The organism is Nocardia sp. bgisy134 (assembly GCF_965341865.1).
GTDB lineage: Bacteria > Actinomycetota > Actinomycetes > Mycobacteriales > Mycobacteriaceae > Nocardia.
Genome location: NZ_CBDQZP010000001.1, coordinates 430,763 through 455,925, shown reverse-complemented (window position 1 = coordinate 455,925; position 25,163 = coordinate 430,763). Strand labels below are relative to the sequence as shown.

Sequence of the window (25,163 nt, the reverse complement as noted above, 5' to 3'; positions counted from 1 at the left end):
TGTCTGGGGTCACCCCGCGCCGTGCAGGTCGAGAATGCTCGTCAAAGCGTGTTCGAGGGCGTAACTGGAGTCCGCCGCGCCGCCCTTCACGTCGGCGTTCAAGGTCGCGACCACCTGCATGGCGGTGCCGATGGTGGCCGGAGTCCAGCCGCGCGCCTGGGCCTGCGCCTTCTTCACCTTCCACGGCGGCATGCCCAGCTGCTGGGCGAGCTTGAACGGGTCGCCGCGACCCGCCGAACCGACCCTGGCGATGGTGTGCACCGAATCGGCGAGCGCGTCGGCCAGCAGCACGTGCGGGACGCCGCGATCGTTGGCCCACCGCAGCGCCTCCATCGCGCCGGGCCGGTCGCCCGCGACGGCGAGCTCGGCCACGTCGAACCCGGACACCTCCGCCTTCCCCGAGTAGTACTGCCGCACCGCGGCGACATCGATCTTGCCACCGGTGTCGGCCGCCAATTGCGAACAGGCGGCGGCCAATTCACGCAGATCCGAGCCGACCGCCTCCAGCACGACCTGCACGACGTCCGCCGCCACCCGCACCCCCGCGGCGCGGAACTCGCCGCGCACGAACTCCGTCCGCTCGGCCGCCTTGGTCAGCTTGGCGCAGTTGTGCACCACCGCCCCCGACTTCTGCAGCACGGGCGCGAGCGCCTTGGCCCGCCCGCCGCCGGAATGCAGCACCACCAGCACCACGCCGTCCGGCGGATCCCCCGCGGCCTCCGTGATCACCGCGACGGCTTCCTTCCCCGCCTCGGCCGCCGACTCCAGGACGATCACCCGATCCTCCGCGAACAAAGACGGACTCAACAGTTCCGCCAGCTCCGCGGTACTCGCGTCCCCCGCCCGCAGCCGGTCCACCGGCACCGCGTCCCCATCCGGCGCCACCGCCCTGACCTGCGCGGTGATCCCCGCCACCGCACGCTCGATCAACAGCTCTTCCTCGCCGAGGACCAGATGCACCGCCGCAGACCGTTCGCTCACCCGCCCGATCCTACGGTCCCCCGCCGACAGGGTTGTTCGCCCGCACCGACGACCCGTGACCAGCTGATCGTGCGCGAATTCGGGACGACATGGGTGCAGGTGCGTGTAGTCGAAGCTGCGGAGCGCGGCGATCGCTCGGGTGCGTGCGTCATGTCGCGGCGGCGACGGTGTCGACTGGGGCGCAGGCCGACCCTGCACAGCCCCAACCAGGGGGAGGCCGACTGGGAAGTGGATCGGCCGGGGCACAGGCCGACCCGCGCAGGCCGACCAGGAGTGGATCGGCCGGGGCGCAAGCCGACCCGCGCAGGCCGACCAGGAGTGGATCGGCCGGGGCGCAAGCCGACCCGCGCAGGCCGACCAGGAGTGGATCGGCCGGGGCGCAAGCCGACCCGCGCAGGCCGACCAGGAGCGGGCCAACCGAGCACAGGCCGACCAGGCGCGGATCGGCCGCCAGCACGGCTGAACGATCTCGGCCGTTCACGTGTTCAGGCCGGAGCGCACACCGACCGGGCGCAGGCCAACTAGACGCAGGCCGATCCGCAATCCGATCTGGTGCGGGTCTGCCGCCACGCGGCTGCTGTTGTCGCGGACGCTTACGCGGCGGTCAGGGTTCGGTGGACTACGAGGTGTCGGCGCTGTGCCCGCGCCGACAACCGGTGGCAGTGGCACGAACGTCCATGTGTCCACCTGCACGGCGGGTGCGAGCATGCTCCTCATCGCTGGCCTGCTCCTTTCGGATTCCGGGGCTGAGCGATCTCGGTCGTTCATGTGCTCGGTCCGGAGCGCGTGGTGAGGATGCGTAGGTCGGACGGGCCTCCGGCGATCAGCACATCCCCGTGCAGATCGGTGCGAGCGATCGTGGTGCCGAGGGTGTGCAACTCGGTGAGGATTTTGGGATGCGGGTGGCCGAAGGTGTTGTCCGCGCCGCTGCTGATGATGGCCAGCCGAGGGCGCACGGCGGCGAGGAATTCGCTTGTCGTGGTCCGTGATCCGTGATGTGGAACCTTCAAGATGTCGGCGCGCAGCGCTGCCGGTTCGCGGAGCAGGCGCAGCTGGGCCGGGGATTCGATGTCGCCGGTGAACAGGATTCGGCCGGCCGGGGTGGTGGCCACGATGACCAGGGAGCTGTCGTTCGGTTCGTCGGCGAGGTGCGGGCCGCCCGGACCGGGTCCGGCTGGCGCGAGAACGGTCAATTCCACCGCGCCGAAACGAAGTACGTGTCCGCTGGCCAGTTCGAGCAGCGGAATGCCGGTACGTCCGGCGATCTCCGCCACCTGGGCCGCACCGGTGAGCGGCGTACGGTCGTCGGTGACGCGTCGGCGCGCAGGCAGGGCGATCTCACCGATGCCCGGCGTGACGGCATCAATCGCACGAACTCCTGTTGTCCGTGCTGTCGAGTGTTCGGTGTGCGCGCTCGCATCAGGATGGGCCGTCGGCGCGCCGCATGCAGCTGTCGACCCGACTCCGCCGATGCCCGGGCCACCGAGGTCGGATGGGACGGCTGAAAGTCCCGAAGGCATTGTTTCGCCGAGCTCCTCCGGGGCAGCAGAAAGTTCCGGAGACATCGCTTCATCGGGTTCGCTCGGGCCAGCACAAGTCCTCGAGGGCACCGCGCCCTCGAGTTCGCTCGAGGCCGCACAAAGCCTCGACTGCACCGCTCTATCCACTCCAGTCGTGGCACAAAGCCCCGAAAGCGCCGCTCCATCCACTCCATCCAGGGCAGCGAAACGTCCCCGAGGCATTGCTTCACGAGCGTCGCCCAGCGCGGAACAACTTGCCGAAGGCACCACTTCATCTACTCCACGCGGGGCAGTACAAAGCCCCGAAGGCACCGCGCCGTCGATTCCGCCCAGGACGGCACAATGCCCCGAAGGCAGCACTTCGCCAGCTCCGCCCGGCGCGGCAGAACAAAGCCTCGAAGGCACCGCGCCCTCGAGTTCGCACGGGGCGGCACAATGCCCCGAAGGCATCGCTTCACCAGCGTCGCCCAGCGCGGAACAACTTGCCGAAGGCACCACTTCATCGACTCCACGCGGGGCGGTGCACAGCCCCGAAGGCACCGTGCCCTCGAGTTCACTCGGGGCGGCACAATGCCCCGAAGGCAGCACTTCGACAGCTCCGCCCGACGCGGCAGAGCGTTTGGAAGGCACCACTTCATCGACTCCGCCCGGTGCGGCAGACGGTCCCGAAGATATCGCTTCGCTGAGTTCCCCTGGGGCGGTGGCGATGGCGGCGACCGTGCGGCCGTGGAGTGCGCCGGTCAGGCCGCCGATGTGGTCGGCGTGGGGGTGGGTCAGGGCGAGGAGGGCTATGTGGTGGATGCGGAGGCGGTCCAGGCAGGTGCGCATGGTGCGCGGATCGGGGCCGACGTCGATGACGATGGCGGTGCCAGGGCCGGTGGCGAGGGCCAGGCCGTCGCCCTGGCCGATGTCGCAGGCCGCGAGAACCCAATCGGACGGAGGCCAGCCGGGATGCCAGAGCCGGGCGGGCAGCAGGACGGCGGCCGCGGCCAGCACCGCGACGGTCGCGAGCCGGCGTACCAGGGCGGCACGCAGCGCCCACACCACCACGATCACGAGCGCGGCAGCGGTCAGGCCACCGACCGAACCGGCGGGCACGGTGATCGTCGCGCCGGGCAGCGCCGCGGTGCGTTCGGCGACCTCGAGCAACCACCACAGCGGCGGGCCCGCGCAACGCAGGATCAGCTCCGCGAGCGGCGACCACACCGATGCGCAGGCAGCGCCGAGCGCACCGACGACGGTGATCGGCGCGATCGCCGGTGCGACAAGCACATTCGCCAGGATGGCGACAACGCTGACCCGGCCGGTCAGGGCGACCATGATCGGCACGGTGACCGTGAAGGCCGCGGCCGAGACCGCGACCACCTCGGCGGGCAGCCGCCACCAACCGCGGGCCCGCAGCCAATCGGCCCAGCCGGGCGCGAGCAGGATCAGTCCGGCGGTCGCCAGCACCGACAGCGCGAATCCGGCGTTCACCGCGAGTTCCGGCCAGACCAGCAACAGGCCGATCACTGCCGCGCACAACGCGGGCAGCGCCTGTTTGCGGCGGCCGGTGACCAGCGCGAGCAACGTGACAGCACCCATCGCGGCGGCCCGCAGCACGCTCGGATCCGGCCGGGCCACCACCACGAACATGAGCAGCGCCGCCGCCGCGGCCGTCGCCGCCACCCGGGGACCCACCGAGAGCGCCCGCACGACGAACAAGACGACCGACAGAAGGATCGTGAAGTTCGCGCCACTCACTACGCAAAGATGCTGCAAGCCAGAGGTTTCGAAGTCCTTGCGGACGGGTTCCGGCAGGCCGGAAGTATCACCGAGAACCAACGCCGGGATCAGTCCCGCCGCGTCCGGAGGCAATGCGGCGGTCGCCGCGCCCGCGAAGTCGTCGCGCACCGATGCGGCCGCCCGCTGCCACCACGGCGGTGCCGCAACAGGTTTCGGAGGCCCCAGGGCATGCAGCGTGGCGACCGTCAGGTCGCGATGTTTCGGCGGCTGTGGTTGCGCCCGGAATTCGATCGGCTGCCCGGGCAGCAGGTCACCCCACTCCGTGCCCGCCGCAAGGATCACCACCCGGCCGCCAGACCGCACCGTCGCTTCGGCGCTGTGATATTCGCGCAGCGCGGCCCGGACGATCCAACGCGGTTCACCACCGAAACCATTGGCCCGCATCGGCTTCGGGTCGTCCGTCGGGGTGACGACAACCCGCATCGAGAGCCCGTACGCCTCGCGCATCGGATGCGTCGCGACGCGATGTTCCCGCCACGCCGCAGCCATCGCGAAACCCGCCCCGAGCAGTGCAGCAGCGAGCAACGTCCACGCCACGGCCCGACGCCCCTGGGAAACCTCACCCTTCCCTCGTATCCCCGACACGATCACCACCATTGCCGCGACTACCGCTACCGCCACCCCCGCCCCGACTCCCGCGACGACGGCGGCTCCGCCTCCGAGGACCACGACCGCCGAGAGCGTGCACGCCACGGCCAATCGCACGAAATGCTCCGTGCGGTAACGCGACATCGACCGCGATCCGACAGCCACCGCCGCCGTTGCTGCGACGGCCACCACGGCTACCACTACCGTCGCGCCGGCCCCGGCCCCTACAACGACGGCGACTCCGGCCCCAAAGACCACGGCGGTCAAGAAGGTGCATGCCATGGCACGCTGCACGAAACGCTCCGGGCGCGACGCTGACATCGACACCGGTCCGACTGCCACCGCTACCGCTGCCGCGACAACCACGGCCACCACTACCGTCACCCCGGCACCGACTTCCACGACGACGACTCCGCCCCCGAGGACCACGGCAGTCAAGAGCATGCACGCCACGGGCAACCGCACAAAACGCTTCGTGCGAACGGCTGACAGCGACACCGGTCCGACCGCCATCGCCAGTACCACGGCCACGGCCACGGCCACGGCCACGGTGAGATCGGTACCGGTACCAGCACTCGAAAGTCCAACCACCACAGCGACAGCGACGCCGAGAAGCAGGGTCAGCGGAACGACCCGCCCTCGCGCGAAACGTTCCCGCTGCACCATCGCCGCCAATCCGGCTGCCGTCACCAGCAATCCGAGCGCGACCGCGATCCCGACCGACCAGCCCGAGGTCAGCGCGGCGATCGTCACTCCCCAGCAGCACAGGGCGGTGGGGAGCAGCCGCGCGTCCACAGTCGGCAGGGCGTCGGCTGCCTCCGGGTCCCGCGCATCGAGGGACGTGGTCATATCATCACCAGATCGCGCAGGCGGGCCAGCCGCGCGGGGCCGATGCCGTCTACTTCGCCGAGTTGTTCGAGGGCGGTGAAGCGGCCGTTCGCCGTGCGCCACGCGACGATTGCGCCCGCGGTGACCGGGCCGACGCCGGGCAAGGCGTCCAACTCCGCCTCGGTGGCCCTGTTGAGATCGACCTTGCCGGACGACCCGGCGCTCGGGCGGGAGGCCGCACTCGGGCCGGTCGTGGTGATCGTGGTGCTGCCGAGTTGGGTCGGCCCGGGCGACGGAGCGGCGAGTCCGACGAGGATCTGGTCACCGTCCTTCACGCGCTGGGCGAGGTTGATGCCGGTCAGATCGGCGCCGTCGCGGGCGCCGCCCGCCGCCGCGAGCGCATCCGCCACCCGAGCGCCCTCGGGCAGCCGCACCAATCCGCCGCGGTGGACCAGTCCGACAACACTGACGACCAGCTCGGCGGTCCCCGCCGCGGGCATCGCCCCCGTTGTGGCTGGAACCGGCTGCGCCGGAGAACGGTTCGGACGTGAGCCGAGCGGAGTCGTGCTGGTATGCACCGCGGGCAACGGTGGCACCGCGTGCGCCACCGGGCGCTCACGGAAAACCACGACCGTCGCCACGAGCACGGCGGCCAATCCGACCACCGCCAACGCCAGCACGCCGCGGCGGCCGGGATCGATACGCGCACCGTGAAAGCGCTCCGGGACGAAGCGCTCCCACCAGCCCGGACCGCGCGGGGGTTCGTCCAACCAACGTGGCGTACTCACCTGACCGACCGCCGCCTCGTCGTCCGCAACCTCGCCGGTATCCACGACACGACCGGAATACGCCGCGGAACGACGGCCGGACGCCGCCATACTCACCTGACCGACGGCCGCCTCGTCGTCCGCGACCTCGCTGGAATCCACGACATCACTGGAATACGCCGCGGAACGATGGTCGGGCGCCGCCGTACTCGATGTCGGTCGCGACCGAACGCGCTCGGGGGCCGCCACTCGACTCTTGGTTCGAACCCGTGCTTCCTCGACTCGCGACGCCGCTTCACCAGATTCGGGGTGATCGACCGCCATCGCTTCCCCGAACACGTCCGATTCCAGCGGCGGCAGGCGTTCCAAATGCCAACGCCCCGAATTCTTCTCAGACCGTCCTCGGATCCGCTGCCATTCCTCCCGATGTGACGCAGAGGAATCCCCGCCTACCGACGCCCACACGCTTCCATCGGAGCTCGTGGGCGCTTCCCTGTCCGCCATCTGGTGCGAGCCCGCCACCGCTGCGGGCAATGGCATCCCGCCATGCACCGAATCGACATTCGACGGCTGGACACTGACATCCACAATGTCGGTCTCGCCCAACCCAGCCACCGGACTCGCGAACACCGAACCACGCGGCGACGCTTCGACACCCGCCGCGACAACAGCCACATCCCAGACTGCCGACGCCCGCGCGCTGTCCACGGAGCTCACGGATACGTCCTCGTCCGACACAGGCCGCGCGCCCGCCCTCACCGCGAGGCCGCCACGCACCGAACCGATATTCGACCGCCGAACGCCGACATCCACAGTCTCGGTCGCGCCCGACCCAGCCGCCCGACTCGCGAACACCAAACCACGCGGCGACGCTTCGACACCCGCCGCGACAACAGCCACATCCCCGCCTACCGACGCCCGCGCGCTGTCCACGGAACTCACGGACACGTCCTCGTCCGACACAGGCCGCGCGCCCGCCTCCACCGCGAGCCCGCCACGCACCGAACCGGCACTCGACATCCGAACGCCGACATCGACAATGTCTGTCTCGCCCGACCTAGCCGCCCTCGCGAACACCGAACCAGGCGGCGACGCTCCGGAACGCACGACAACGACATCCTCCGACCGGGCGCGATCGCCGAAGGACAGGGTCGTCCCTGCACCCGCGGCCCTGCTCGCGCCTACCCGGACGGTCAGCGCGCCGAGCTGCCGTCGAATCCGCTCGCGTTCGTCATGTCGTCGCATGCCCGCGACCGTACGCAGCCGACCGGACCGAACAGCCCGCTGCGACCAGGCATTTCCGTAGACCTGTTGATAACCGCTCCGCTGTGGACAACCCCATCCGCGAAACCCTGACCCGCGTAGATCCAGGCGCGACGGCCGCACGGCATCACTTCAATTGCTTGGCGAAGCAATTCGACAGCGGCAACACCTCGTAGGGCGGGAAGATCGGAATGCGGTGGTACCCGCTGCGGACGTAGAACCGCACGGCCTCCGGCTGCAGATGGCCGGTTTGCAGGATCAGCCGGGGCAGCCCCTCGGCGCGGGCGGCGTCTTCGGCCGCGGTCAGCAGTGCGTCGGCGACGCCCGAGCCGCGATGGGCGGGGCGGACGAACATCCGCTCGAGCTCGAGTTCGCCCGCGTTCCAACGCATCGCCGCGTGACCGGCGGCCCACCCGAATAGGCGACGAAGGTGCGGTGCACGGTGGACTCGTCGACCGCGTTCCGAGTGCCGCGCACGGTGCGGGCCAGGTCGGCGTACCGGGGACCGACCTCGGCGGCCATCTCCTCGCGCAGGGTCACCGCGTCGGGATGCGCCCAATCGACCGTGACCACGGTCAGCGGCGGACGTGTCGGCGGCGTCGAACTCGTCATTGTCCCGAAGTTATCCGGCATCGCGCGCGATCGTCACGGTTGCGCTCATCGTGATCGCTCGTCCGTCACGCGCAGCCGCCGGGAACCACGAGCACACCGACCGCGCCGAGTCCGAGGTGCACGCCGAGCACCGGTCCGAACTCCGCGACGATGAGTTCACGGATCCCTGGAATCAGTTCGCGCAGTTGCCCGGCCACGGTTTCGGCCGCCTCGGCCGCCTCGAGGTGCTGCACTGCCACTGCCGCGCCGTCTTCTCCGGCGGCGTCCACCGCGGCGGCCACGAGTTTGGCGTACGCCTTGGACCGGGTGCGCGCCTTCTCGCGCAGTTCGAGGCGGCCCTCCACGATTTGCAGCAGTGGTTTGGTGACCAGCTCGCTGCCGAAGAACGCCGCCGCGCTGCTCAGCCGTCCACCCCTGCGCAGCTGCTCGGTCCGGTTGACCAGGAAGAAGGTGCGCGCACGACTGGCGGCCGCGACCGCGGTGTCGTAGACGATGTCCAGCGACGCACCGGCTTTCGCTCGCCGCGCGGCCGCCAGAGTCGGGAGTCCGGTGGCCAGGCCCGCGCCGAGGGAATCGACGAGCCGCACCCGGTCGGCGGCGTCCATGTCGCGCACGGCTTGCCTGCCCGCCTCCCAGGTGCCGGACAGCTGACGCGAAAGATGCACCGCGACAACACCGTCTCCCCCGCTGCGCGCCAGCGCCCGCTCGTAGACCTCGCGCAGCTCGCCCGGCGAGGCTCCCGAGGTGGTCACGGTGTCTGCGGCGTAGTCGATGTCGATCGGTTCCACGCCCTCGCGGATGGCGCGGTCGCCGACGAGGACGTGCAGCGGTACGACGGCGATATCCAGCTCGGCGACGAGTTCGGCGGGGAGGCTGGCGGACGAATCGGTGACGACCACGACGGCCAACTACCGAACCTCCTGCAAGGTCTTGACCATCGCGTTGGCTACCGCGGTGTGCCCAGCCCAACCCCAGTGGATGCCATCCGGATTGGCGTCGCCGGAGAAGATGTTCTCCCGCACCGCTTCACCGAGATCCACCAGCGGCACCGCGCTGCGCTCCGACCAGGCCTGCAGCGCCTTCACCGCGCGCGGCCGCCCGGAGTGCACCCGTCCGTACGCCTCGCAGTTGTGCACCGAGGGCAGTACGGCGACGAACGGCAGATCCGGGCGCAGCTGTGCCAGCGCCTCGCGGGACTGCTCCAGGTATTCGACGCTCACCTTCGGCGGCAGCGCGACCGGGCGACCCAGCTTCGACAGCTTCGGCTGAAGCCAGTTGTAGACCGTGCGAACGCGCCTGCGCAGCCCCGGCGGACGCACATAGCGGATGAGCTCGCGCAGCGCGGTCGGTAGTGGTGACGGCAGGGTGTCCATGCCGCCGACGGCGAAGACCACCGCGCTCGCGTTGGGTACGGCGGCCCACACCCGAGGGTCGCCGATCAGCGCCCAGTACGCGTCGCGGCAGGTCCAGCCGATCCGGCCGACCAGTTCCACGTCCCAATCCAGTTCGGCGCCCACGAGATTCGGCCAGATCCGCGGATCATCCGCGGGCAGACCGCCCTTCGGACCGAAATAGGAGAGCGAGTCGGCCATCACCAAGAGAACCGGGCGCTTGGCCGGGGCCGCCTCGGGTGCGGGCACCACCTCACCCACGGTTACCGTACTCGCAGCTTCGCCCGCGGGCTCGGCGGGAAGGTCTTCGCCCGAATGCTCGTTGGGCACAGCCGAAAGCGGTGCGGCGGAAGGAATCAGCGCCGAAACGAAGGCAGACGCGGCTACTGAATCCGATACCGATACCGCGGTGGGGGCGGTCGATGCGGCCGTCACCCCGGGAACCGACGCAGGGTCCACGGGCTCGGGTTCACCGGTCGGCACGGAGTCCGCACCGTCGCCGCCCTCGGGCGTCGAGAGCGATGGGTCGGCCTCTCCGGCAGCCTCTTCCGCCGAAGGTTCGATTGATTCGAACACGGCACCGTTCGCGCCATCCTCGACCCCAACGGACCGCAGCTCACCGACGACAGCCTCGCCGCCCTCACGCACAGCTCCGGCTCCGGCTCCGGCTCCGGCTCCGGCTCCGGCTCCGGCTCCGGCTCCGGCTCCGGAATCACTATCCGGAACCGACGCTTCGACCACGTCGCTCACATCCGCGACGCTCGCTCGAGCGACACCGTCGCCCGACGGGGCCACGAGTTGTCCAGCGGCGCCATCGATTTGCGAGGCCGTCTCGATCCCCGCTTGCCCACGCGCGGCCGACTCTTCGGACGCCGCGTCCACGGTCAGGCCCCCCAGCGCGCCGTCCCCGGCACTGTTTTCGGCACCTGGCTCGCCATCGTCCACCGCAACGCCTTCGGCCACCGCCGCGGCGTCGACCACCATGGCGGCATCGGCTACGGCGCTTGCCTCGCCGTCGGCACGCACCACGGCGGCATCGGCTACGACACTCGGATCACCATCCGCACCAACCCCATCGGCATCCGACTCATCCGCGACCTCACCACCCGACGCGCCAGAACCGTCACCGACGCCCACATCGGACGAGGAACTCGCACCCGGCTCCCCCACCGAATCGACGTCCCGCTTCGCCGGCGGCCCGCCGAACAACGCATCCGGCAGGTGCCGTTCCGGCTTGGCCGTCACCTGTTTGAACAACTCGTCCGGCACCGTCCGCAGGGGTTCGTCGCCCTTCGCGGCGTTCTTGCCCGACGGGGCGGGCTTGGCCGCGGGACCGCCGAACAACGCATCCGGAAGCTGGCGTTCCGGCCGGGCGGTCACCTGCTGGAACAGTTCGTCCGGCACCGATCTGATCGGTTCTTCAGAGGACATCGGGAGCTACCTTTGCCGCTGCGTTCCACACATCGAGGCGCCACCCGGGCTGTTCGATGCCTGGACCGTGGCTGCTCAGTTGCACCCAGCTGGTATTGGCCAATCCACCGAGGATCGGCCAGTTCTGTGGCGGCAGGTCGAGCAGCGCGGCCGTCAGGGCGGCGATCAGCCCGCCGTGCGCCACCAGGATGATAGTCCGGCCCGGCCAATCCTGTCGCTCGCTGAACAGTTCCTGGACGACGGGAAGCGAGCGCGCACCCACCTCGAGCTTGCTTTCGCCGTTGGGCGGCCGATACGTGGCGTCCAGCCGCCAGGCCACGCGCGCGCCGGGATAGTCGGCGTCCACCTCGAGGTGGGTCAGCCCCTCCCAGTCACCGAGGTGGGTCTCTCGCAGGCGCGGGTCACGCACGACGGGCACCGTGGTGTGCTCCCCCAGCGCGAGCGCGGTGTCGTGGGCGCGCTTGAGATCGGAGGAGACGATCGCGATGGCGTTGCGCGAGACCAGTTCGCGCGCCGCCTCTTTGGCTTGTCTTCGGCCGAGATCGGTGAGATCGGTATCGATCTGGCCCTGCATACGATCCGAGGCATTCCATTCGGTCTGCCCGTGCCGCAACAGGATCAGGGTGCGCACACTGGCATACTTGCTCACTCGGCGCCGTTCCCCTCGGCACCCTCCGCGGCGCGCGGATCACCGACGCCTGCCACCGGAACCACCGGGCAGTCCTTCCACAGCCGTTCCAGCGCATAGAAATTGCGCTCGTCGTTGTGCTGGATGTGCACGACGACGTCGACGTAGTCCAGCAGCGCCCACCGGCCCTCGCGGGTGCCCTCCCTGCGGACCGGCTTGTGACCGGCCTGCCGCAGCCGCTCCTCCACGTTGTCGACGATCGCGTTCACCTGGCGCTCGTTCGGCGCGGACGCGATCACGAAGCAGTCGGTGATCACCAGTTGCTCGGAGACGTCGAGGACGACCACGTCGGAAGCCAGCTTCTCGTCCGCCGCCCGCGCGGCGACCTGCGCCATCTCGACCGACTCGACAGATGCGCTCATGCCTGCCTGCTACCTTCCGCTGGTTCGGGCACGTAGAGGTGCCGCTTCGATATGTACTGCACCACGCCGTCGGGGACGAGGTACCACACCGGCCGATTCTCGGCGGCGCGTCGCCTGCACTCGCTGGACGAGATGGCCAGAGCCGGGATCTCGATCATGGTCACCGCATCGGCCGGAAGATCACGCAGATGTTCCTGGAGATGATCGGCGTTCAGCTCGTAGCCAGGACGGCTCACCCCGACGAACTTCGCCAGTTCGAACAGTTCCGCCCAATCCTGCCACGACAGGATGTTGGCCAGTGCGTCCGCTCCCGTGATGAAGTACAGCTCGGCGTCCGGATACTGGGCGTGCATCTCGCGCAGGGTGTCCACCGTGTAGGTGACCTTGCCGCGGTCGATGTCGGCCCTGCTGACCGAGAATCGCGGGTTGGAGGCCGTCGCGATGACGGTCATCAGGTACCTGTCCTCGGCCGGACTGACCTTTTTGTGTGCTTTCTGCCACGGTTGTCCGGTGGGGACGAAGATCACTTCGTCCAGGTCGAACCGGTTGGCGACTTCGCTGGCGGCGACCAGGTGCCCGTGGTGGATCGGGTCGAAGGTGCCGCCCATCACCCCCAGCTTGCGTCCGGTCCGGCCTTTCTCTTGCATGAGTGCCGAGCTTAATGCTCCGCCGCGAACCGCCGCCCGGACGCCCGGTCCTGGGACGAACGTCCAGTTCGGCGGCATGGCCCGTCCCGGAGCGGGAAGGTCACCGACGGCAGGCCGAGTCGGTCACCGCCGGTTTCGACCCCGCAGGTCAGGCCCCGTCCGTCGAGCCGAAGCGGCGGACGAACTCGCCCGCCAGTCCCCCGCCCGCCGCGGCGACCAATGCGCCGACGGCCGGATGGACGATCAGCCCGGTCACCGCGCCGGCGAGTTCGGGCAGCCGCCGCGCGAACCAGTTGCGGACGTACTCCATGGTCGACAGGTCCGGCTCGGACGCGGTCACCGCCTCCTCCAGCTCGTCGACGCGCTCGGCGGCCTGGTCGCGCAGCGGCCCTTCGGCGGGCAGCTGGGCGCGCAGTCGCTCGAACTCGGCGCGCAACGCGGTGAGATCGGCGCCGGCGTTCTGGGTCGAGTCCCGGCCTGCCTCCACCCGGCTGACGGTGTTGTGGTGCCCGACGGCGATCTGCCCCGGCACGTCGCCGCCGACGTTCAGGTGGTAGTTGGCTCCGGATGCTTCGGTCACGGGTGGTGTCCTCTCAGTTCGTGGGGAAGGGGATGGACGGGGGCTCCACCGTGCTGGACGACGGCGGCAGGGTCACCGTGGGCGACGGCGGGGTCGTCGTCGTGGTGGTGGTCGTTGTCGACGGCGGAGTAGTGGTGGAAGAGGACGAGCCGGTCGGCGGGGTGGTGCCCGTCGGTGGGAGTACCGCGCTGCCGCGCAGTTCGAAGGTGATGGCCGAGCCACCCGAGTCGGACGGGATGATCAGCTCGGCGGCATAGTCGCCGGGCTCGGTGGGGCTGAAGGTGAAGTCGTACATACATCCGCTGACTCCGACGGGCGGGCAGGGGTTGGGCGTCGCTCGAAAGACCGGGTCGCCCGAGAGCGCGGCGGCCGCCTCGTTGTCGCACGACAGCCAGGGAAATCCCGCCGCCTGGGTCACAGGTTCCCCGCCCGCCACCGCCTCGAAGGTGACCAGGTAGGTCTGCGGAGCGCAGTCGGTGGCCCCCGGTCCGGGATCTGTCCGCTGCGTCCGCGGCGGAGGCGGGGCCTGAGCCGGGCCGCTGGTCTGTTCCGGGGTCGTGGTGACCGGGAGCAGACCGGTCGTCGCGGTGGACAGCACCGTCGTGATCGGCGCTTGGCCGACCGCGGGCGGCGCCTCGCCGGAGGTGAGGCGGACTCCGGTGACCGTCGCGGCCGCCGCGAGCGCCGCGACCACCGTGCCGGTGGCGACGGGATGACCGAGCGCGACCGAACGCAGCGCGCTCTGCACCGCCTGCGATCCGGCTTGCTGCGCCGCGACGACCGTGGCGCCCGCCCCGACGCCGACGGTCACCCCGACCGCCATCCCGAGCGCCTGCTCGCGCACGTGACTTTCCCTGGTGAAGTACGCGAGATCGGCGGCGTGACCCACCTGGGTCGCCGCCTGCAAGCCGACCGCGAGCACCTCCTTCCAGCATCCCCAGCGCAGGGCCCTGCCGAGGACCGGCGAGACGGCCCTGGCGAGTTCGCGCACCGAATCGTGCCGTCCGCGGACCATGCCCGCCCGCAACACCCGGACGACCACGGCGTCCAGTTCCAGGATCTCCGCGGCGGTCGCCGTACGGACGGCCCAATCACGCAGCGGGGCAACGAAATCGGCGGGATCCGGCAGTGGACCCTGCCAGTCGGCGGTGAGCGCGGTGGGGTTGCCGGTCAGGCGATAGCCCGCCGCGGTGGGCTCGGCCAGGTGGATGCGTTCCAGCGCCGCGAGGTCGGCCGTCGTGTCCGGCCTGCGAAGCAGAATGCCGAGCAGCGCGGGTTTCACCGGCACGCCCGCCAGCGCGCACAGCACGCCGAGTGCGTCGCGCACATGCCCCGCGAGTCCGGCGATCATCGCTCGTTGCAGCAGGCCGGGGTCGGCGAAGAGCTCGCCGGCGCCCGAGTGCGCGACCCACGCGGCGGCGCGCACCAGGGCGAGTGGGTGTCCACGCGCCGCACGGGACAGCCGCCTCGCCGCGTCCGAGTAGCCGAGACCGCGGCCGAGCACGCCCGCGAGCAGCGCCATGGCCTGCGGCTCGGGCAAGCCCTGGAGTTCCAGCGAACGTCCTTGTCCCCACAGCGTTCTCGTCGTCGTCGCGACGATCAGATCGCCCGCGGGCACGATGTCGAGCACGCTGTCCAGATCGGCGGCGGAACCGTCGAAGTCATCGATCACGATGAGCGCGCGGATCGATCCCATCAGCCGCCGCAACACCGTCTGGTCCGGCCGGTAGTCGACAGCGTCGTAGCAGGCCTGGAACAGCGACTGGATCAGATCCTCGACCGCGAGACCGGCCGCCGAAAGATAGACGACGGAATGCCCGCCCCGGGCGCGATCCGCCGCGAACCGGCGCAGCAACGTGGTTTTCCCCACCCCCGGCGGTCCCGAGATTTCCACCGGCACACCGCGATCCAGCGACTCGGCGACGAACCGCAATTCGGGCAGTCGGCCGATCATGTCGCCGCGCGCACGCGGAATCGGCACTCCCACCGGCCGGGTCCGCCGCCGCACCTCGGGCGGCGGACCGTCGCGGACGAAAACCTGTGACCCCTGCGCATTGATCACGACGTTGTTCTCGCCGACGACAACCTGCCCCGCGACGCTCCCGCCGACAGTGACGCGATGAAACCTGTTGTCTTCCCCATTCATGCGAATCTCCCCGGCGACGTCAGTCGTAGCGCAAAGAGTAATCGATGGATTCTCCTCGGGCGCAGCTATTTTCGCGACATGAAACCCTCGGAAATTCGTTCGGGCAATCAGTCAATTCCCCGCACACCGACGGCGGCCGGAAACTGTCCGAAACAATCGGTGGCGAAGGAATTGCTCAGCCGCCGAACACATCCCGCATTCCCGGCGCGAGGTCCGCGTCGAGCTGGTACCACGGGACGGTGACCACGATGTCGCCGGTGAGGTCCTCGGCCGGGGCGCCGAAGTGGATCTGCATGCCCGCCGGGGTCGCCAGCCAGACGCGGTAGTTGTACTCGGCGGGCTCGAGTGCGCTGGCCGAGAGGCCGGACTGCGGCGGAAGGAGGCCGGCGGCCCGGGCGGCAAGGGTGTCCAGGCCGCGGTGGAGGTCGGTGAACAGGTCGGCGAGGGTGAGCGTGCGGCCGGTCCGCACGTCGGTCACGTGACTCGTGCGCAGGACGACGGTCGCGTCGCCGGTGTCGACCGACACCGACAGCAGCCCGCTCAGCACCCGCGGCCCGAGATAGGTGGCCTGGCCGGGGCCGGGCGCGAGGGTGGTTCGCGCGTCCACCTGGTCGATCCAGAAGCGTGCCGCCGCGAGCATGCCCGCGTTGAACGCCGCCGCGGCGGGATCGCCGCCCACGATCTGCGGGACGTCGAGGACGTATCCGGGCCCGGTGACGAGCTCCGAGAACCCGGCGTGCGCCACGGCGCTCGGCGGAGCCGCCACGGCGTCCGGCTCGATGGCCGCCGCGCAGGTGGTCAGCAGCCCGGCCATCGCCACCACGACGACAGTGGCGGCGGCGTAGATCTTCATTCCGGTCTCCGAATTCGCGACGCACCGAGGCGTTCTCGGTGTCTGTCGCTACGGTCCGGCACACCGCCAAAGAAAGGCTGAGCATCCGCTGAAGAACGCCATCAGCGTTCCCGCATGTCCTCGAGCTGGTTGCGCGTGTATTCGAGTTCGAGGGTCACCTGGGCCGAGGGTTCGCGCTGCGCCAGCGCCTCGAGGTCGGCGAGCACCTCGCCGAGCGCGGCGATCCCGTCCGCCCGTTCGGACTCCGAGTCCGCGGACCAGTACCGCAGCCAAGCCGCCGAACGCAGGCACCGCGAGCGCGGTCCGATGCGACCGAGTTCGCCCCACAGCTGGGCGGCGCGCAGGTACGCAAGCCGCGCCTGATCCTCCGCGCCGGCCGCGTCCAACGCGGAGGCGGCCGACCAGACCAGCTCGGCCTGGAGCTCGACACGTCCGCGATCGGTGCGGACCAGCCGTGCGCCTTCGAGAAACTGCTCTCCCGCTTCGCGATACTTACCGGTGAGTCGCAGCGATTTGCCGAATTGTCCACGCAGCACCGCCATTTCGGCCGCCGGATAAGGCGATGCGCCCGCCGCGAGCGGTGGCTCGAACAGTTCGACGGCCTCGGCGTGCCGCCCGGCCCGATGGAGTGCGCGGGCGGCGACCAAGGTCAGATGCACCGCGTCCGCCTCCGACACTCCACCCCAGCGAGCAGCGGCGTGCAGTGCCGTCTCCGCCAGCTCCAACTCCCGCCCCGGGCGGCCCGCCAGCACCATGACCAGCTGCGAATGCCACCGCGCGAGCGTCTCGGCGGGCAGCGCGCCCGCACCGAGCGCCAGCGCCTTGCGCAGATACTCCTCCGCCTCGCCGGGGGTGTCGAGCAGCCGAGCCGCGGCCAGCTCGGCCAACCGCTCGGCGTCCTCGCCCCGTTGATCCCCTTCCCCATCGCCGGTCTGCCCGGCGCACCCCGCCTCGACGCCTTCCGGCGCTCCGTTCCCCATGCGGGGGATCGTGATCGGGGCCGCCAAAGAAATCCTTAACGAATCCTGATCGTGCGTGGCGCGTCCGGGACTATGTGGGGCGTTTGGATTTCGGCAGCTTGCTCACGATCGCGTCGTAGGACTGGTCGACGAGCTCGCGCAGCTCGTCGGTAGGGACCGCGCCGCCGAGCCGGATGCTGTTCCATCCGTATCGGCCGATGTAGGCCGAGGCGGTGACGTCGTCCGGGTAGATGTGCACGAGTTCGTCGGCCTCGTCGCGGTTTCGGCCGCACTTCAGGCCGACCGAAGCACCGCCGAGGAACGCGAAGATCTTGTCGCCGACCTTCGCGACCACATCGCCCTCCCACGGTTCGTCCTGCCAGGCGCCCGGTTTGGCGAGGCAGTAGGCCAGCAGCTGCGCATCGTCCATCTCAGATCGGCAGGAGCCGGGAGACCACGTCGGTCAGCTGTCTGGCCGAACGGCATTCGTGCATCTCGATCACCTCGCGGTAGCGGTCGGCGGCGGAATCGCCGGAGCCCCACTGGGTTCGCGGCTCCGGGTTGAGCCAGTGCGCGTGCTTGGCGACCCCGACCAGCGCGCGCAACGTATCCAGCTGCGGGTCACGGTAATTCGTGCGGGCGTCGCCAAGGATCAGCAAGGAGCTGCGGCTGGTGACGGCGTCGGGGAATTCGCGGGCGAACGCGGTCAGCGCGCCGCCGTAGTCGGAATGCCCGTCGAAGCCGACGACGTCGGACTCGGTGAAGATCTTGGTCATCGCCTCGTCGAGCTGGGTGTTCGGGTCGAAGAACCGGGTCACCTCGTCGGCGTTGTCGACGAACGCGAAAATCCGGACCCGCGAGAACTGTTCGCGCAACGCGCTCACCAGCAGCAGGGTGAAATTGCTGAAACCGGCGACGGATCCGGAGACGTCGCACAGCAGAACCAATTCCGGCCGCCCCGGATGCGGCTTGCGGTTCACCAGGTCGATCGGCACGCCGCCGGTCGACATGGACTTGCGCAGCGTACGCCGCAGATCGATCTCGCCGCGGCGAGCGTGCTTGCGCCGCACGGCAAGACGCGACGCCAGGATCCTGGCCAGCCGCTGGGTGCTGCGCCGCAACTCGGCCAGCTCTCGTTCGGAGGCGCGCAGGAAGTCCACGTCCTCGGCCTGCCGCGCGACGCCGTAACTCGCGACCCGCTCGCGGCCGATGCGTTCGGCCACCCGCCTGCGCGTCTCGGCCTCCACGGCGGTGCGGAAGCCGTCGATGCGCTGCCGGGCCGCCCGGCGGGCGACCTCGGCGTCGAACGCGCTGGTGTCCGGCCCGACGGCAAGCCCGGCCAGGATCTTGGCGAGCAGCGTCTGCGGCTGAACCTCCTTGAGCGCCTGATAGGCCGAGAACGACGGCCCGCGCGCGGACTGATACTGGCCGAGTTGCTCGACCAGCTGACCCACCAGCTGGTCGAGCTGCCGACCCGGGTCGTCCATCGCGAGCAGTTCGGCCAGCATTTCGCGCAAGGCGGGAATGTCCACCTCACCGGCGGGCGTACGCGGAATCTCCACCTCGTCCGCGGCGACGCCGCGCTGCCCCACCGCCACCGGGAACCACAGGTCGAACAGCCCGTCGAAGGTCGCGCGATGGGTGGTGCGGCGCAGCAGCGCGCAGGCCAGACCCTCGCGCAGCACCTCGCGGTCCAGCAGATCCAGCACCGTCATCACCCGGCCCGCGTCGACGGTCTCCGACGGACCGACCGGAATGCCGCGCGCCCGCAGCGCCTCGACGAAGCCGACGAGATGACCGGGCAGCCCGTGCGGGGCGTCCAGCGACACCGTCTCCGCCGGGCCCGATCCCGTGACCATGGCTCAGGCCAGCTTCAGCTCGGCCAGCGCGCGCTGGTGATCGCTCTGATGCTTGAGCACCACGCCGAGGGTGGCGCGCACGGTGGAGTCGTCCAGGTCCTTCAACCCGAGCGCCAGCAGGGTGCGACCCCAGTCGATGGATTCGGCGACCGAGGGCAGCTTCTTCAACTGCATGCCGCGCAGCACGTGCACGATGCGCACCAGCTGGGCGGACACCGCGGCCGACAGCTCGGGCACCCGGCTGGCCAGGATGCGGCGCTCCAGTTCCTCGTCCGGGAAGTCCAGGTGCAGGTACAGGCAGCGGCGCTTGAGCGCTTCCGACAGCTCCCTGGTGGCGTTGGAGGTCAGCACCACGAACGGCTTACGGCTGGCGGTGATGGTGCCCAGTTCCGGGACGGTGACGGCGAAATCGCTGAGCACCTCGAGCAGCAGGCCCTCGATCTCGACGTCGGCTTTGTCGGTCTCGTCGATCAGCAGCACCGTCGGGTCGGTGCGGCGGATCGCGGTGAGCAGCGGACGGGAGAGCAGGAACTCCTCGGTGAAGACGTCGGCCTTCGTTTCCTGCCAATCGTTTTCGCTGGAGGCCTGGATGCGCAGGATCTGCTTGGCGTGGTTCCACTCGTACAGCGCGCGGGCCTCGTCGACGCCCTCGTAGCACTGCAAGCGCACCAGTTCCGCGCCCGCGGTCTGCGCGACCGCGCGGGCCAGCTCGGTCTTGCCGACACCGGCCGGGCCCTCGATGAGCAGCGGCTTGCCCAGCCGGTCGGCGAGAAATACCGAGGTGGCGGTGGCCTTGTCGGCCAGATAGCCGGTGGTGGCGAGCCGCTCGATCACGTCGTCGACCGAGGTGAAGATCGGCTCTTGCGGTGCATCGGCCACTGGTCAGTCCTTCCTTCGTAAAGCGGGAGGCTGTCGCCTCCGAAAACGCCCGCGCGGCGGCGGACTACGCCGGGCGGGTCTGCCCGTCGCCCCAGACGATCCACTTGGTGGACGTGAGCTCCGGCAGCGCCATCGGGCCGCGCGCGTGCAGCTTCTGGGTCGAGATGCCGATCTCGGCGCCGAAACCGAACTGCTCGCCGTCGGTGAACGCGGTGGACGCGTTGACCATGACGGCCGCGGCATCGACCCGGCCGGTGAACTCCCGCGCCGCCGCCAGCTCGGCGGTGACGATGGCCTCGGTGTGGCCGGTGCCCCAGGTGTTGATGTGCTCCACGGCCGCGTCCAGATCGTCGACGATCTTGAGCGCGATGTCCAGGGTGAGGTACTCCTCGCCCCAGTCGGCGTCGGTGGCGGGCACCTGACCGGGCAGGTCGCCGTGGATGGTGACGCCGTGCCGCTCCAAGGCCGCGGTGAGCTTGGGCAGCGCGGTGCCGGCGATGGCCTTGTCGATGAGGACCGTCTCGGCCGCGTTGCAGACGCTCGGACGGCGGGTCTTGGCGTTGATCAGGATCTGCTCGGCCATCTCCAGGTCGGCGGCCGCGTGCACGTAGACGTGGCAGTTGCCGGTGCCGGTCTCGATGGTCGGCACGGTGGCGTCGCGCACCACCGCGTTGATCAGCCCGGCGCCGCCGCGCGGGATCACCACGTCGACCAGGCCGCGCGCTTGGATCAGGTGGGTCACGCTGGAGCGGTCGTGGCTGGGCAGCAGCTGCACGGCGTCGGCCGGGATGCCCTGCGCCGTCAGGGCTTTGCGCAGGACGTCGACCAAGGCGGCATTGGACTCGGCGGCCGAGGAGGAGCCGCGAAGCAGTGCGGCGTTGCCCGACTTCAGCGCGAGACCGAAGGCGTCGACCGTGACGTTCGGCCGCGCCTCGTAGACCATGCCGACCACACCGAGCGGTACCCGCACCTGACGAACCTCGAGTCCGTTGGGCAGCGTCGAGCCACGCACCACGTCACCGACCGGGTCCGGCAGACCGGCGACTTGGCGCAGTCCGGAGGCGATGCCGTCGATGCGCGCCTTGGTGAGCCGCAGCCGATCGAGCAGCGAGGCCTCGGTGCCCGCGGCCTCGGCCGTCGCGATGTCCTTGTCGTTGGCCGCAAGCACGGTGTCGGCCGCGCCGAGCAGCGCGTCCGCCGCGGCGTGCAGCGCCTCGTTCTTCTGCGCGGTGGTCAGCTGGGCCAGCGCCCTGGACGCGACGCGGGCCTTTCGCGCGGCGTCGTGTACCGCCTCGCGGACATCCAGCTCGGTCGTCGTTCCTACCGTCATGGCTAACAGCCTACGCACCGGGTCGGCGGTGCTTTCCACGTGCACGAGCAGCCCGGCGCGCGGCCGGGGCGTTCGGATGCGTGCGTGCGGAGCGACCGGGGACTACCGTCCGGCGGTATGACCGCTGACGCCCCCGTCATCGCCGTGCTCGGCAGCATCAACATGGATCTGGTCACCACCACCCGGCGACGGCCCGCGCCCGGGGAGACGGTGCTCGGCAGCGGGTTCACCATGGTCCCCGGCGGCAAGGGCTCGAATCAGGCTATCGCGGCGCGACGAGCGGGCGGCACCGTAGCGTTCCTCGGCGCGGTCGGATCGGACGTTTTCGCGGGTGACCTGCGCCGGGTGCTCACCGAGTCGGGCGTCGGCGCCGACCGGCTGCGCACGGTGCCTGGCCCGAGCGGGATCGCCGCCATCGTGGTGGACAGCACAGGCGAGAACAGCATCGTCGTGGTGAGCGGGGCGAACGCGGCGCTGACCGAGCTGACGGCCGACGACCTCGCGCTGATCGGCGCGTCCGATGTCCTGCTGTGCCAGTTGGAGATTCCAGTGCCGACCGTCGCCGCCGCGGCGCGGCACGCGCGCGCGAAGGGTACCGTCGTGATGCTCAATCCATCTCCCGCGCAACGTCTTCCGTCCGAGCTGTGGGAGGAAGTCGATGTGGCCGTGGTGAATTCGGGCGAGGCGGCCCAGCTGGGCGCGGCGCTGCACGCGGTCCGGCACCTGGTGGTCACCCGGGGAGCAGCCGGTGCGACCTATCGCGGTCCGGACGGTGCGGAACTGTCGGTTCCCGGCGTCCTGGTGGACGTCGTCGACACCACCGGCGCGGGCGACGCCTTCACCGGCGCGCTGGCCGCGGCGTGGCATCGCGGACCGCGCGCCGCACTCGAATGGGCGTGCGCCGCAGGCGCTCTCGCCACCACCAGGCTCGGCGCCAGCAGTGCGATCCCGGACCGCGAGCGGATCGAGGCCCTACTGCGCGAGCACGCGAACTAGCCGGACCTTCCCGCCGCTCCGGGCCGCCCAGCGGACCACTACGGGCAGCTCGATCGGGGCCCGGCGCGTCCACCCCGCGTTGTCCCGCGACCGCGCCGCGCAGCGCCTATCGTTGGGATTCATGCCCACCATGCCCGAGCGCATTCCGGCCGACGGGGACGCGGCGGCGCCGATCGATCACATCGACGCCGAGATGATCGCGCTGTCCTTCGTGGACAACGCGGGCATCACGCGGGTGAAGACGGTCCCCGCCGCGCGTCTGGCGCATGCGGCACGCTTCGGCGTCGGCGTCTCGCCGTGTTTCGAGACCTTCGGATTCGACGATCTGATGACGGTGGGCCGCTATCTCGGCGGACCCGACGGGGACCTGCGGCTCGTGCCCGATCTCGCCGCGCTCACCGAACTCGCCGGTCAGCCCGGCTGGGCCTGGGCGCCCGCCGACAAGTACACCCAGGACGGCACACGGTTCGCGGCCTGCCAGCGCGGTTTCGCGACGCGGCAGGTGGAAGCGGCGCGGCGGGCGGGAGTGCGGCTGTCGATGGCCTTCGAGACCGAGTGGGCGCTGGGCCGAGCCGAGGATCCGATCGGTTTCACCCCCGCCATCCACGGCCCGGGCTACGGCATCATCCGGCTCGGGCAAGTAGCCGAGTACGCGCGCGAATTGGTGAGCCTGCTGATTCGGCAGGGCCTCAGGGTCGAGCAGTTTCACCCGGAATACGCCGTGTCGCAGCTGGAGATCTCCATCGCGCCCAGCGATCCGGTCGCCGCGGCCGACGCGGCGGTGCTGCTGCGGCACACCATCCGGCAGCTCAGCGGGAAGTACGGCTGGCGCGCGACGTTCGCACCCTGCCTCGCTCCCGGCGGCGCGGGTTCCGGTGCGCACCTGCATCTTTCGGCGCACGACGAAAACGGTTCGCTGTTCGCCGAAGGGCCCGGTCCCTACGGCATGAAGGAGGCGGGCGCGGCGTTCCTCGCAGGCGTGCTGCGGGAACTGCCCGCACTGGTCGCGATCGGCGCCGGGAATCCGGCCAGCTTCCTGCGGCTGCAACCCTCCCGGTGGGCGGGGATCTGGCAGTGCTGGGGACGCGAAACACGTGAGGCGGCACTTCGTTTCGTCACGGGTGTGCAAGGCACCGAGCGCTGGGCCGCCAATGCGGAGGTCAAATGCTTCGACGGGACGGGCAATCCGTATCTCATCGTCGGTGCGGTGATCGCCGCCGGACTCGCGGGCATTGCGGAGGGCCTGATCCTGCCCAACGAAATCACCGGTGACCCAGCGACTTTCGCACGCCGCTTTCAAGTCCGCAGACTGCCTGCCGATCCAGCGGAGGCGGCCGCGCACCTGGCCGCGTCCACAGTGCTGGCCGAGGCCATGGGGCCCGAACTACACGACTCGCTGCTCACCGTGCGGCGGGCCGAGGCCGAGCGCTACCGCGGCGCCAGACCCGAAGAGCTCGTCGCGTTCACGCTCTGGCGGTTCTGATGACGCTCACCGACGCCGTCACTCTCACCGATCACCACTGCCACGGCGTCAGGGCGGCCGATCTGGACCGTCCCGGCTTCGAGGCACTGCTCGGCGAGGGACCGCGCGGTTCGTTCGACTCGGCCCTCGGGCTCGCCGTCCGGCGCTGGTGCGCCCCCGTACTCGACCTGCCGCCGCACACCGGGGCGGACGCCTACCTGGCGCGCCGCGCCGATCTCGGCTGGCGCGAGGTGACCGCGCGGCTGCTCGGCGCGGCGGGCACGGCGCGCTGGCTCGTCGACACCGGCCTGCCCGACGGGCTCACCGACCTGGCCGAGTTCGGCGAACTGGCCGGTGGGGAGATCGGTGAGATCGTGCGGCTCGAACAGGTCGCCGAACAGGTCGTCGCCGAGGTGGGCGGCACCGCGAAGGCCTTCGACCGCATCGAGGCCGCGGTGCGCGAACGGGCCGCGGGCGCGGCCGGGCTCAAGACGGTCGCGGCGTACCGGACCGGCTTGGACTTCCCGCTGACCACCACGCCGCCGCCGACGCTCGCGCCCGAACACCGGCTCAGCGATCCGGCCACACTCGGCTGGCTCGTCGGACTCGGCGCGCGGATCGGCGCGGAACTCGGCCTGCCGCTACAGATCCACACCGGCTTCGGCGACCCCGACCTGCGCCTCCAGCACGCCGACCCGCTGCTGCTCACCGACTTCCTGCGCGCGACCGCGCCCACGGGACTCACGGTCGTGCTGTTGCACTGCTGGCCGTTCCACCGCAACGCCGCCTACCTCACGCACGTCTTCGAGCACGTCCGGATGGATCTCGGGCTCGCCATTCCGCACGTCGGCCGCGGCGCACGCACGCTGCTGGCCGAAGCGCTCGAGCTCGCGCCGTTCCGCTCGGTGCTCTACTCCTCCGACGGCTACGGCCTCCCCGAACTGCACTACCTCGGAGCCGTGCTGTGGCGCGACGCCCTCGGCAAGCTGCTCGACGAATGGCTGGCCGACGACGTCATCACCCCCGCCGACGCCGACAACCTCGTCTCCACCCTCGCCCACGGCAATGCCGCGAGGGACTACCCGTTCTCCGGCACCTCGCGGAAGCCCACACCGCGGTAGAGCGCGATCGCCGCGACGCGGAAATCCTCGAGGCACGTCGGGCGCCGAATCGGGGACGGCGAGTCGCGTCGAGACGGGCCCGGCGGGGGCGCCGGAACGGGCCTGCCACGCGGCG

20 protein-coding genes are annotated in these 25,163 nt (G+C 70.5%); 3 read left to right on the top strand and 17 right to left on the bottom strand.

The window, feature by feature from the left end; translation table 11 throughout:
* Positions 1–9 precede the first annotated feature (9 nt).
* From holA to ACRWNM_RS01880, 17 genes are all read right to left on the bottom strand, one after another.
* The gene (holA, locus tag ACRWNM_RS01960) at positions 10–981 is read right to left on the bottom strand and encodes a DNA polymerase III subunit delta (protein ID WP_431962798.1); all 972 of its coding nucleotides are present in this window, start codon (positions 979–981) and stop codon (positions 10–12) included.
* A 764-nt stretch (positions 982–1,745) separates the two neighbouring features.
* Entirely contained in the window at positions 1,746–5,723 is a 3,978-nt protein-coding gene (locus ACRWNM_RS01955; protein ID WP_431962796.1) for a ComEC/Rec2 family competence protein, read from the bottom strand.
* Positions 5,720–6,631, bottom strand: coding sequence for a ComEA family DNA-binding protein (locus tag ACRWNM_RS01950; protein ID WP_431962794.1), 912 nt, complete (start codon positions 6,629–6,631; stop codon positions 5,720–5,722). The genes ACRWNM_RS01955 and ACRWNM_RS01950 overlap by 4 nt, the downstream gene beginning before the upstream one ends.
* A gap of 1,228 nt (positions 6,632–7,859) precedes the next feature.
* Entirely contained in the window at positions 7,860–8,123 is a 264-nt protein-coding gene (locus ACRWNM_RS01945) for a GNAT family N-acetyltransferase (protein WP_431962792.1), read from the bottom strand.
* Between the two features lie 286 nt (positions 8,124–8,409).
* Positions 8,410–9,252 carry a DegV family protein gene (locus ACRWNM_RS01940; protein WP_431962790.1) on the bottom strand — a complete coding sequence of 281 codons (843 nt, stop codon included), beginning with the start codon at positions 9,250–9,252 and terminating at the stop codon, positions 8,410–8,412.
* Positions 9,253–9,936 carry a diglucosylglycerate octanoyltransferase gene (gene octT / locus ACRWNM_RS01935; protein ID WP_431963571.1) on the bottom strand — a complete coding sequence of 228 codons (684 nt, stop codon included), beginning with the start codon at positions 9,934–9,936 and terminating at the stop codon, positions 9,253–9,255. It abuts the gene before it with no gap.
* Between the two features lie 1,219 nt (positions 9,937–11,155).
* The gene (locus ACRWNM_RS01930) at positions 11,156–11,815 is read right to left on the bottom strand and encodes a histidine phosphatase family protein (protein WP_431962788.1); all 660 of its coding nucleotides are present in this window, start codon (positions 11,813–11,815) and stop codon (positions 11,156–11,158) included.
* Complete coding sequence (rsfS, locus tag ACRWNM_RS01925) at positions 11,812–12,216, bottom strand: ribosome silencing factor (RefSeq protein ID WP_431962786.1); 405 nt, start codon at positions 12,214–12,216, stop codon at positions 11,812–11,814. Before rsfS ends, ACRWNM_RS01930 begins: the two co-directional genes overlap by 4 nt.
* On the bottom strand, positions 12,213–12,863 hold the full coding sequence (nadD, locus tag ACRWNM_RS01920; protein ID WP_431962784.1) for a nicotinate-nucleotide adenylyltransferase: 651 nt from the start codon (positions 12,861–12,863) through the stop codon (positions 12,213–12,215). Before nadD ends, rsfS begins: the two co-directional genes overlap by 4 nt.
* Before the next feature lie 148 nt (positions 12,864–13,011).
* Positions 13,012–13,443 carry a hypothetical protein gene (locus tag ACRWNM_RS01915; protein WP_431962782.1) on the bottom strand — a complete coding sequence of 144 codons (432 nt, stop codon included), beginning with the start codon at positions 13,441–13,443 and terminating at the stop codon, positions 13,012–13,014.
* A gap of 13 nt (positions 13,444–13,456) precedes the next feature.
* Positions 13,457–15,589 carry an ATP-binding protein gene (locus ACRWNM_RS01910; RefSeq protein WP_431962780.1) on the bottom strand — a complete coding sequence of 711 codons (2,133 nt, stop codon included), beginning with the start codon at positions 15,587–15,589 and terminating at the stop codon, positions 13,457–13,459.
* A gap of 175 nt (positions 15,590–15,764) precedes the next feature.
* Positions 15,765–16,442: a hypothetical protein gene (locus tag ACRWNM_RS01905; protein WP_431962778.1), complete on the bottom strand. Its 678-nt coding sequence runs from the start codon at positions 16,440–16,442 to the stop codon at positions 15,765–15,767.
* Positions 16,443–16,543: 101 nt separating this feature from the next.
* Positions 16,544–17,422 carry a hypothetical protein gene (locus ACRWNM_RS01900; RefSeq protein ID WP_431962776.1) on the bottom strand — a complete coding sequence of 293 codons (879 nt, stop codon included), beginning with the start codon at positions 17,420–17,422 and terminating at the stop codon, positions 16,544–16,546.
* 70 nt (positions 17,423–17,492) lie between these two features.
* On the bottom strand, positions 17,493–17,831 hold the full coding sequence (locus ACRWNM_RS01895; protein ID WP_431962774.1) for an MmcQ/YjbR family DNA-binding protein: 339 nt from the start codon (positions 17,829–17,831) through the stop codon (positions 17,493–17,495).
* A 1-nt stretch (position 17,832) separates the two neighbouring features.
* A complete protein-coding gene (locus tag ACRWNM_RS01890) occupies positions 17,833–19,260 on the bottom strand; it encodes a vWA domain-containing protein (protein WP_431962772.1) in 1,428 nt (475 codons plus the stop codon).
* A gap of 3 nt (positions 19,261–19,263) precedes the next feature.
* Complete coding sequence (locus tag ACRWNM_RS01885) at positions 19,264–20,139, bottom strand: AAA family ATPase (RefSeq protein WP_068065360.1); 876 nt, start codon at positions 20,137–20,139, stop codon at positions 19,264–19,266.
* Between the two features lie 64 nt (positions 20,140–20,203).
* Complete coding sequence (locus tag ACRWNM_RS01880; protein WP_431962769.1) at positions 20,204–21,469, bottom strand: glutamate-5-semialdehyde dehydrogenase; 1,266 nt, start codon at positions 21,467–21,469, stop codon at positions 20,204–20,206.
* A 117-nt stretch (positions 21,470–21,586) separates the two neighbouring features.
* Between ACRWNM_RS01880 and ACRWNM_RS01875 the strand changes: the two genes are divergently transcribed.
* The 3 genes from ACRWNM_RS01875 to ACRWNM_RS01865 all read left to right on the top strand — a co-directional run bounded on the left by ACRWNM_RS01875 (position 21,587) and on the right by ACRWNM_RS01865 (position 25,048).
* Complete coding sequence (locus ACRWNM_RS01875; RefSeq protein WP_431962767.1) at positions 21,587–22,465, top strand: ribokinase; 879 nt, start codon at positions 21,587–21,589, stop codon at positions 22,463–22,465.
* A gap of 121 nt (positions 22,466–22,586) precedes the next feature.
* Positions 22,587–23,948 carry a glutamine synthetase gene (locus ACRWNM_RS01870; protein WP_431962765.1) on the top strand — a complete coding sequence of 454 codons (1,362 nt, stop codon included), beginning with the start codon at positions 22,587–22,589 and terminating at the stop codon, positions 23,946–23,948.
* Complete coding sequence (locus ACRWNM_RS01865; protein WP_431962763.1) at positions 23,948–25,048, top strand: amidohydrolase family protein; 1,101 nt, start codon at positions 23,948–23,950, stop codon at positions 25,046–25,048. Before ACRWNM_RS01870 ends, ACRWNM_RS01865 begins: the two co-directional genes overlap by 1 nt.
* Positions 25,049–25,163: the final 115 nt, after the last annotated feature.

Bases quoted from the DNA above. Each gene is read 5' to 3' on its own strand.
- ACRWNM_RS01955 (WP_431962796.1), bottom strand. From the start codon at position 5,723: ATGACCACGTCCCTCGATGCGCGGGACCCGGAGGCAGCCGACGCCCTG.
- ACRWNM_RS01945 (WP_431962792.1), bottom strand. From the start codon at position 8,123: ATGCGTTGGAACGCGGGCGAACTCGAGCTCGAGCGGATGTTCGTCCGC.
- octT (WP_431963571.1), bottom strand. From the start codon at position 9,936: ATGGCCGACTCGCTCTCCTATTTCGGTCCGAAGGGCGGTCTGCCCGCG.
- rsfS (WP_431962786.1), bottom strand. From the start codon at position 12,216: ATGAGCGCATCTGTCGAGTCGGTCGAGATGGCGCAGGTCGCCGCGCGG.
- nadD (WP_431962784.1), bottom strand. From the start codon at position 12,863: ATGCAAGAGAAAGGCCGGACCGGACGCAAGCTGGGGGTGATGGGCGGC.
- ACRWNM_RS01910 (WP_431962780.1), bottom strand. From the start codon at position 15,589: ATGAATGGGGAAGACAACAGGTTTCATCGCGTCACTGTCGGCGGGAGC.
- ACRWNM_RS01905 (WP_431962778.1), bottom strand. From the start codon at position 16,442: ATGAAGATCTACGCCGCCGCCACTGTCGTCGTGGTGGCGATGGCCGGG.
- ACRWNM_RS01900 (WP_431962776.1), bottom strand. From the start codon at position 17,422: ATGGGGAACGGAGCGCCGGAAGGCGTCGAGGCGGGGTGCGCCGGGCAG.
- ACRWNM_RS01895 (WP_431962774.1), bottom strand. From the start codon at position 17,831: ATGGACGATGCGCAGCTGCTGGCCTACTGCCTCGCCAAACCGGGCGCC.
- ACRWNM_RS01890 (WP_431962772.1), bottom strand. From the start codon at position 19,260: ATGGTCACGGGATCGGGCCCGGCGGAGACGGTGTCGCTGGACGCCCCG.
- ACRWNM_RS01880 (WP_431962769.1), bottom strand. From the start codon at position 21,469: ATGACGGTAGGAACGACGACCGAGCTGGATGTCCGCGAGGCGGTACAC.
- ACRWNM_RS01875 (WP_431962767.1), top strand. From the start codon at position 21,587: ATGACCGCTGACGCCCCCGTCATCGCCGTGCTCGGCAGCATCAACATG.
- ACRWNM_RS01870 (WP_431962765.1), top strand. From the start codon at position 22,587: ATGCCCACCATGCCCGAGCGCATTCCGGCCGACGGGGACGCGGCGGCG.
- ACRWNM_RS01865 (WP_431962763.1), top strand. From the start codon at position 23,948: ATGACGCTCACCGACGCCGTCACTCTCACCGATCACCACTGCCACGGC.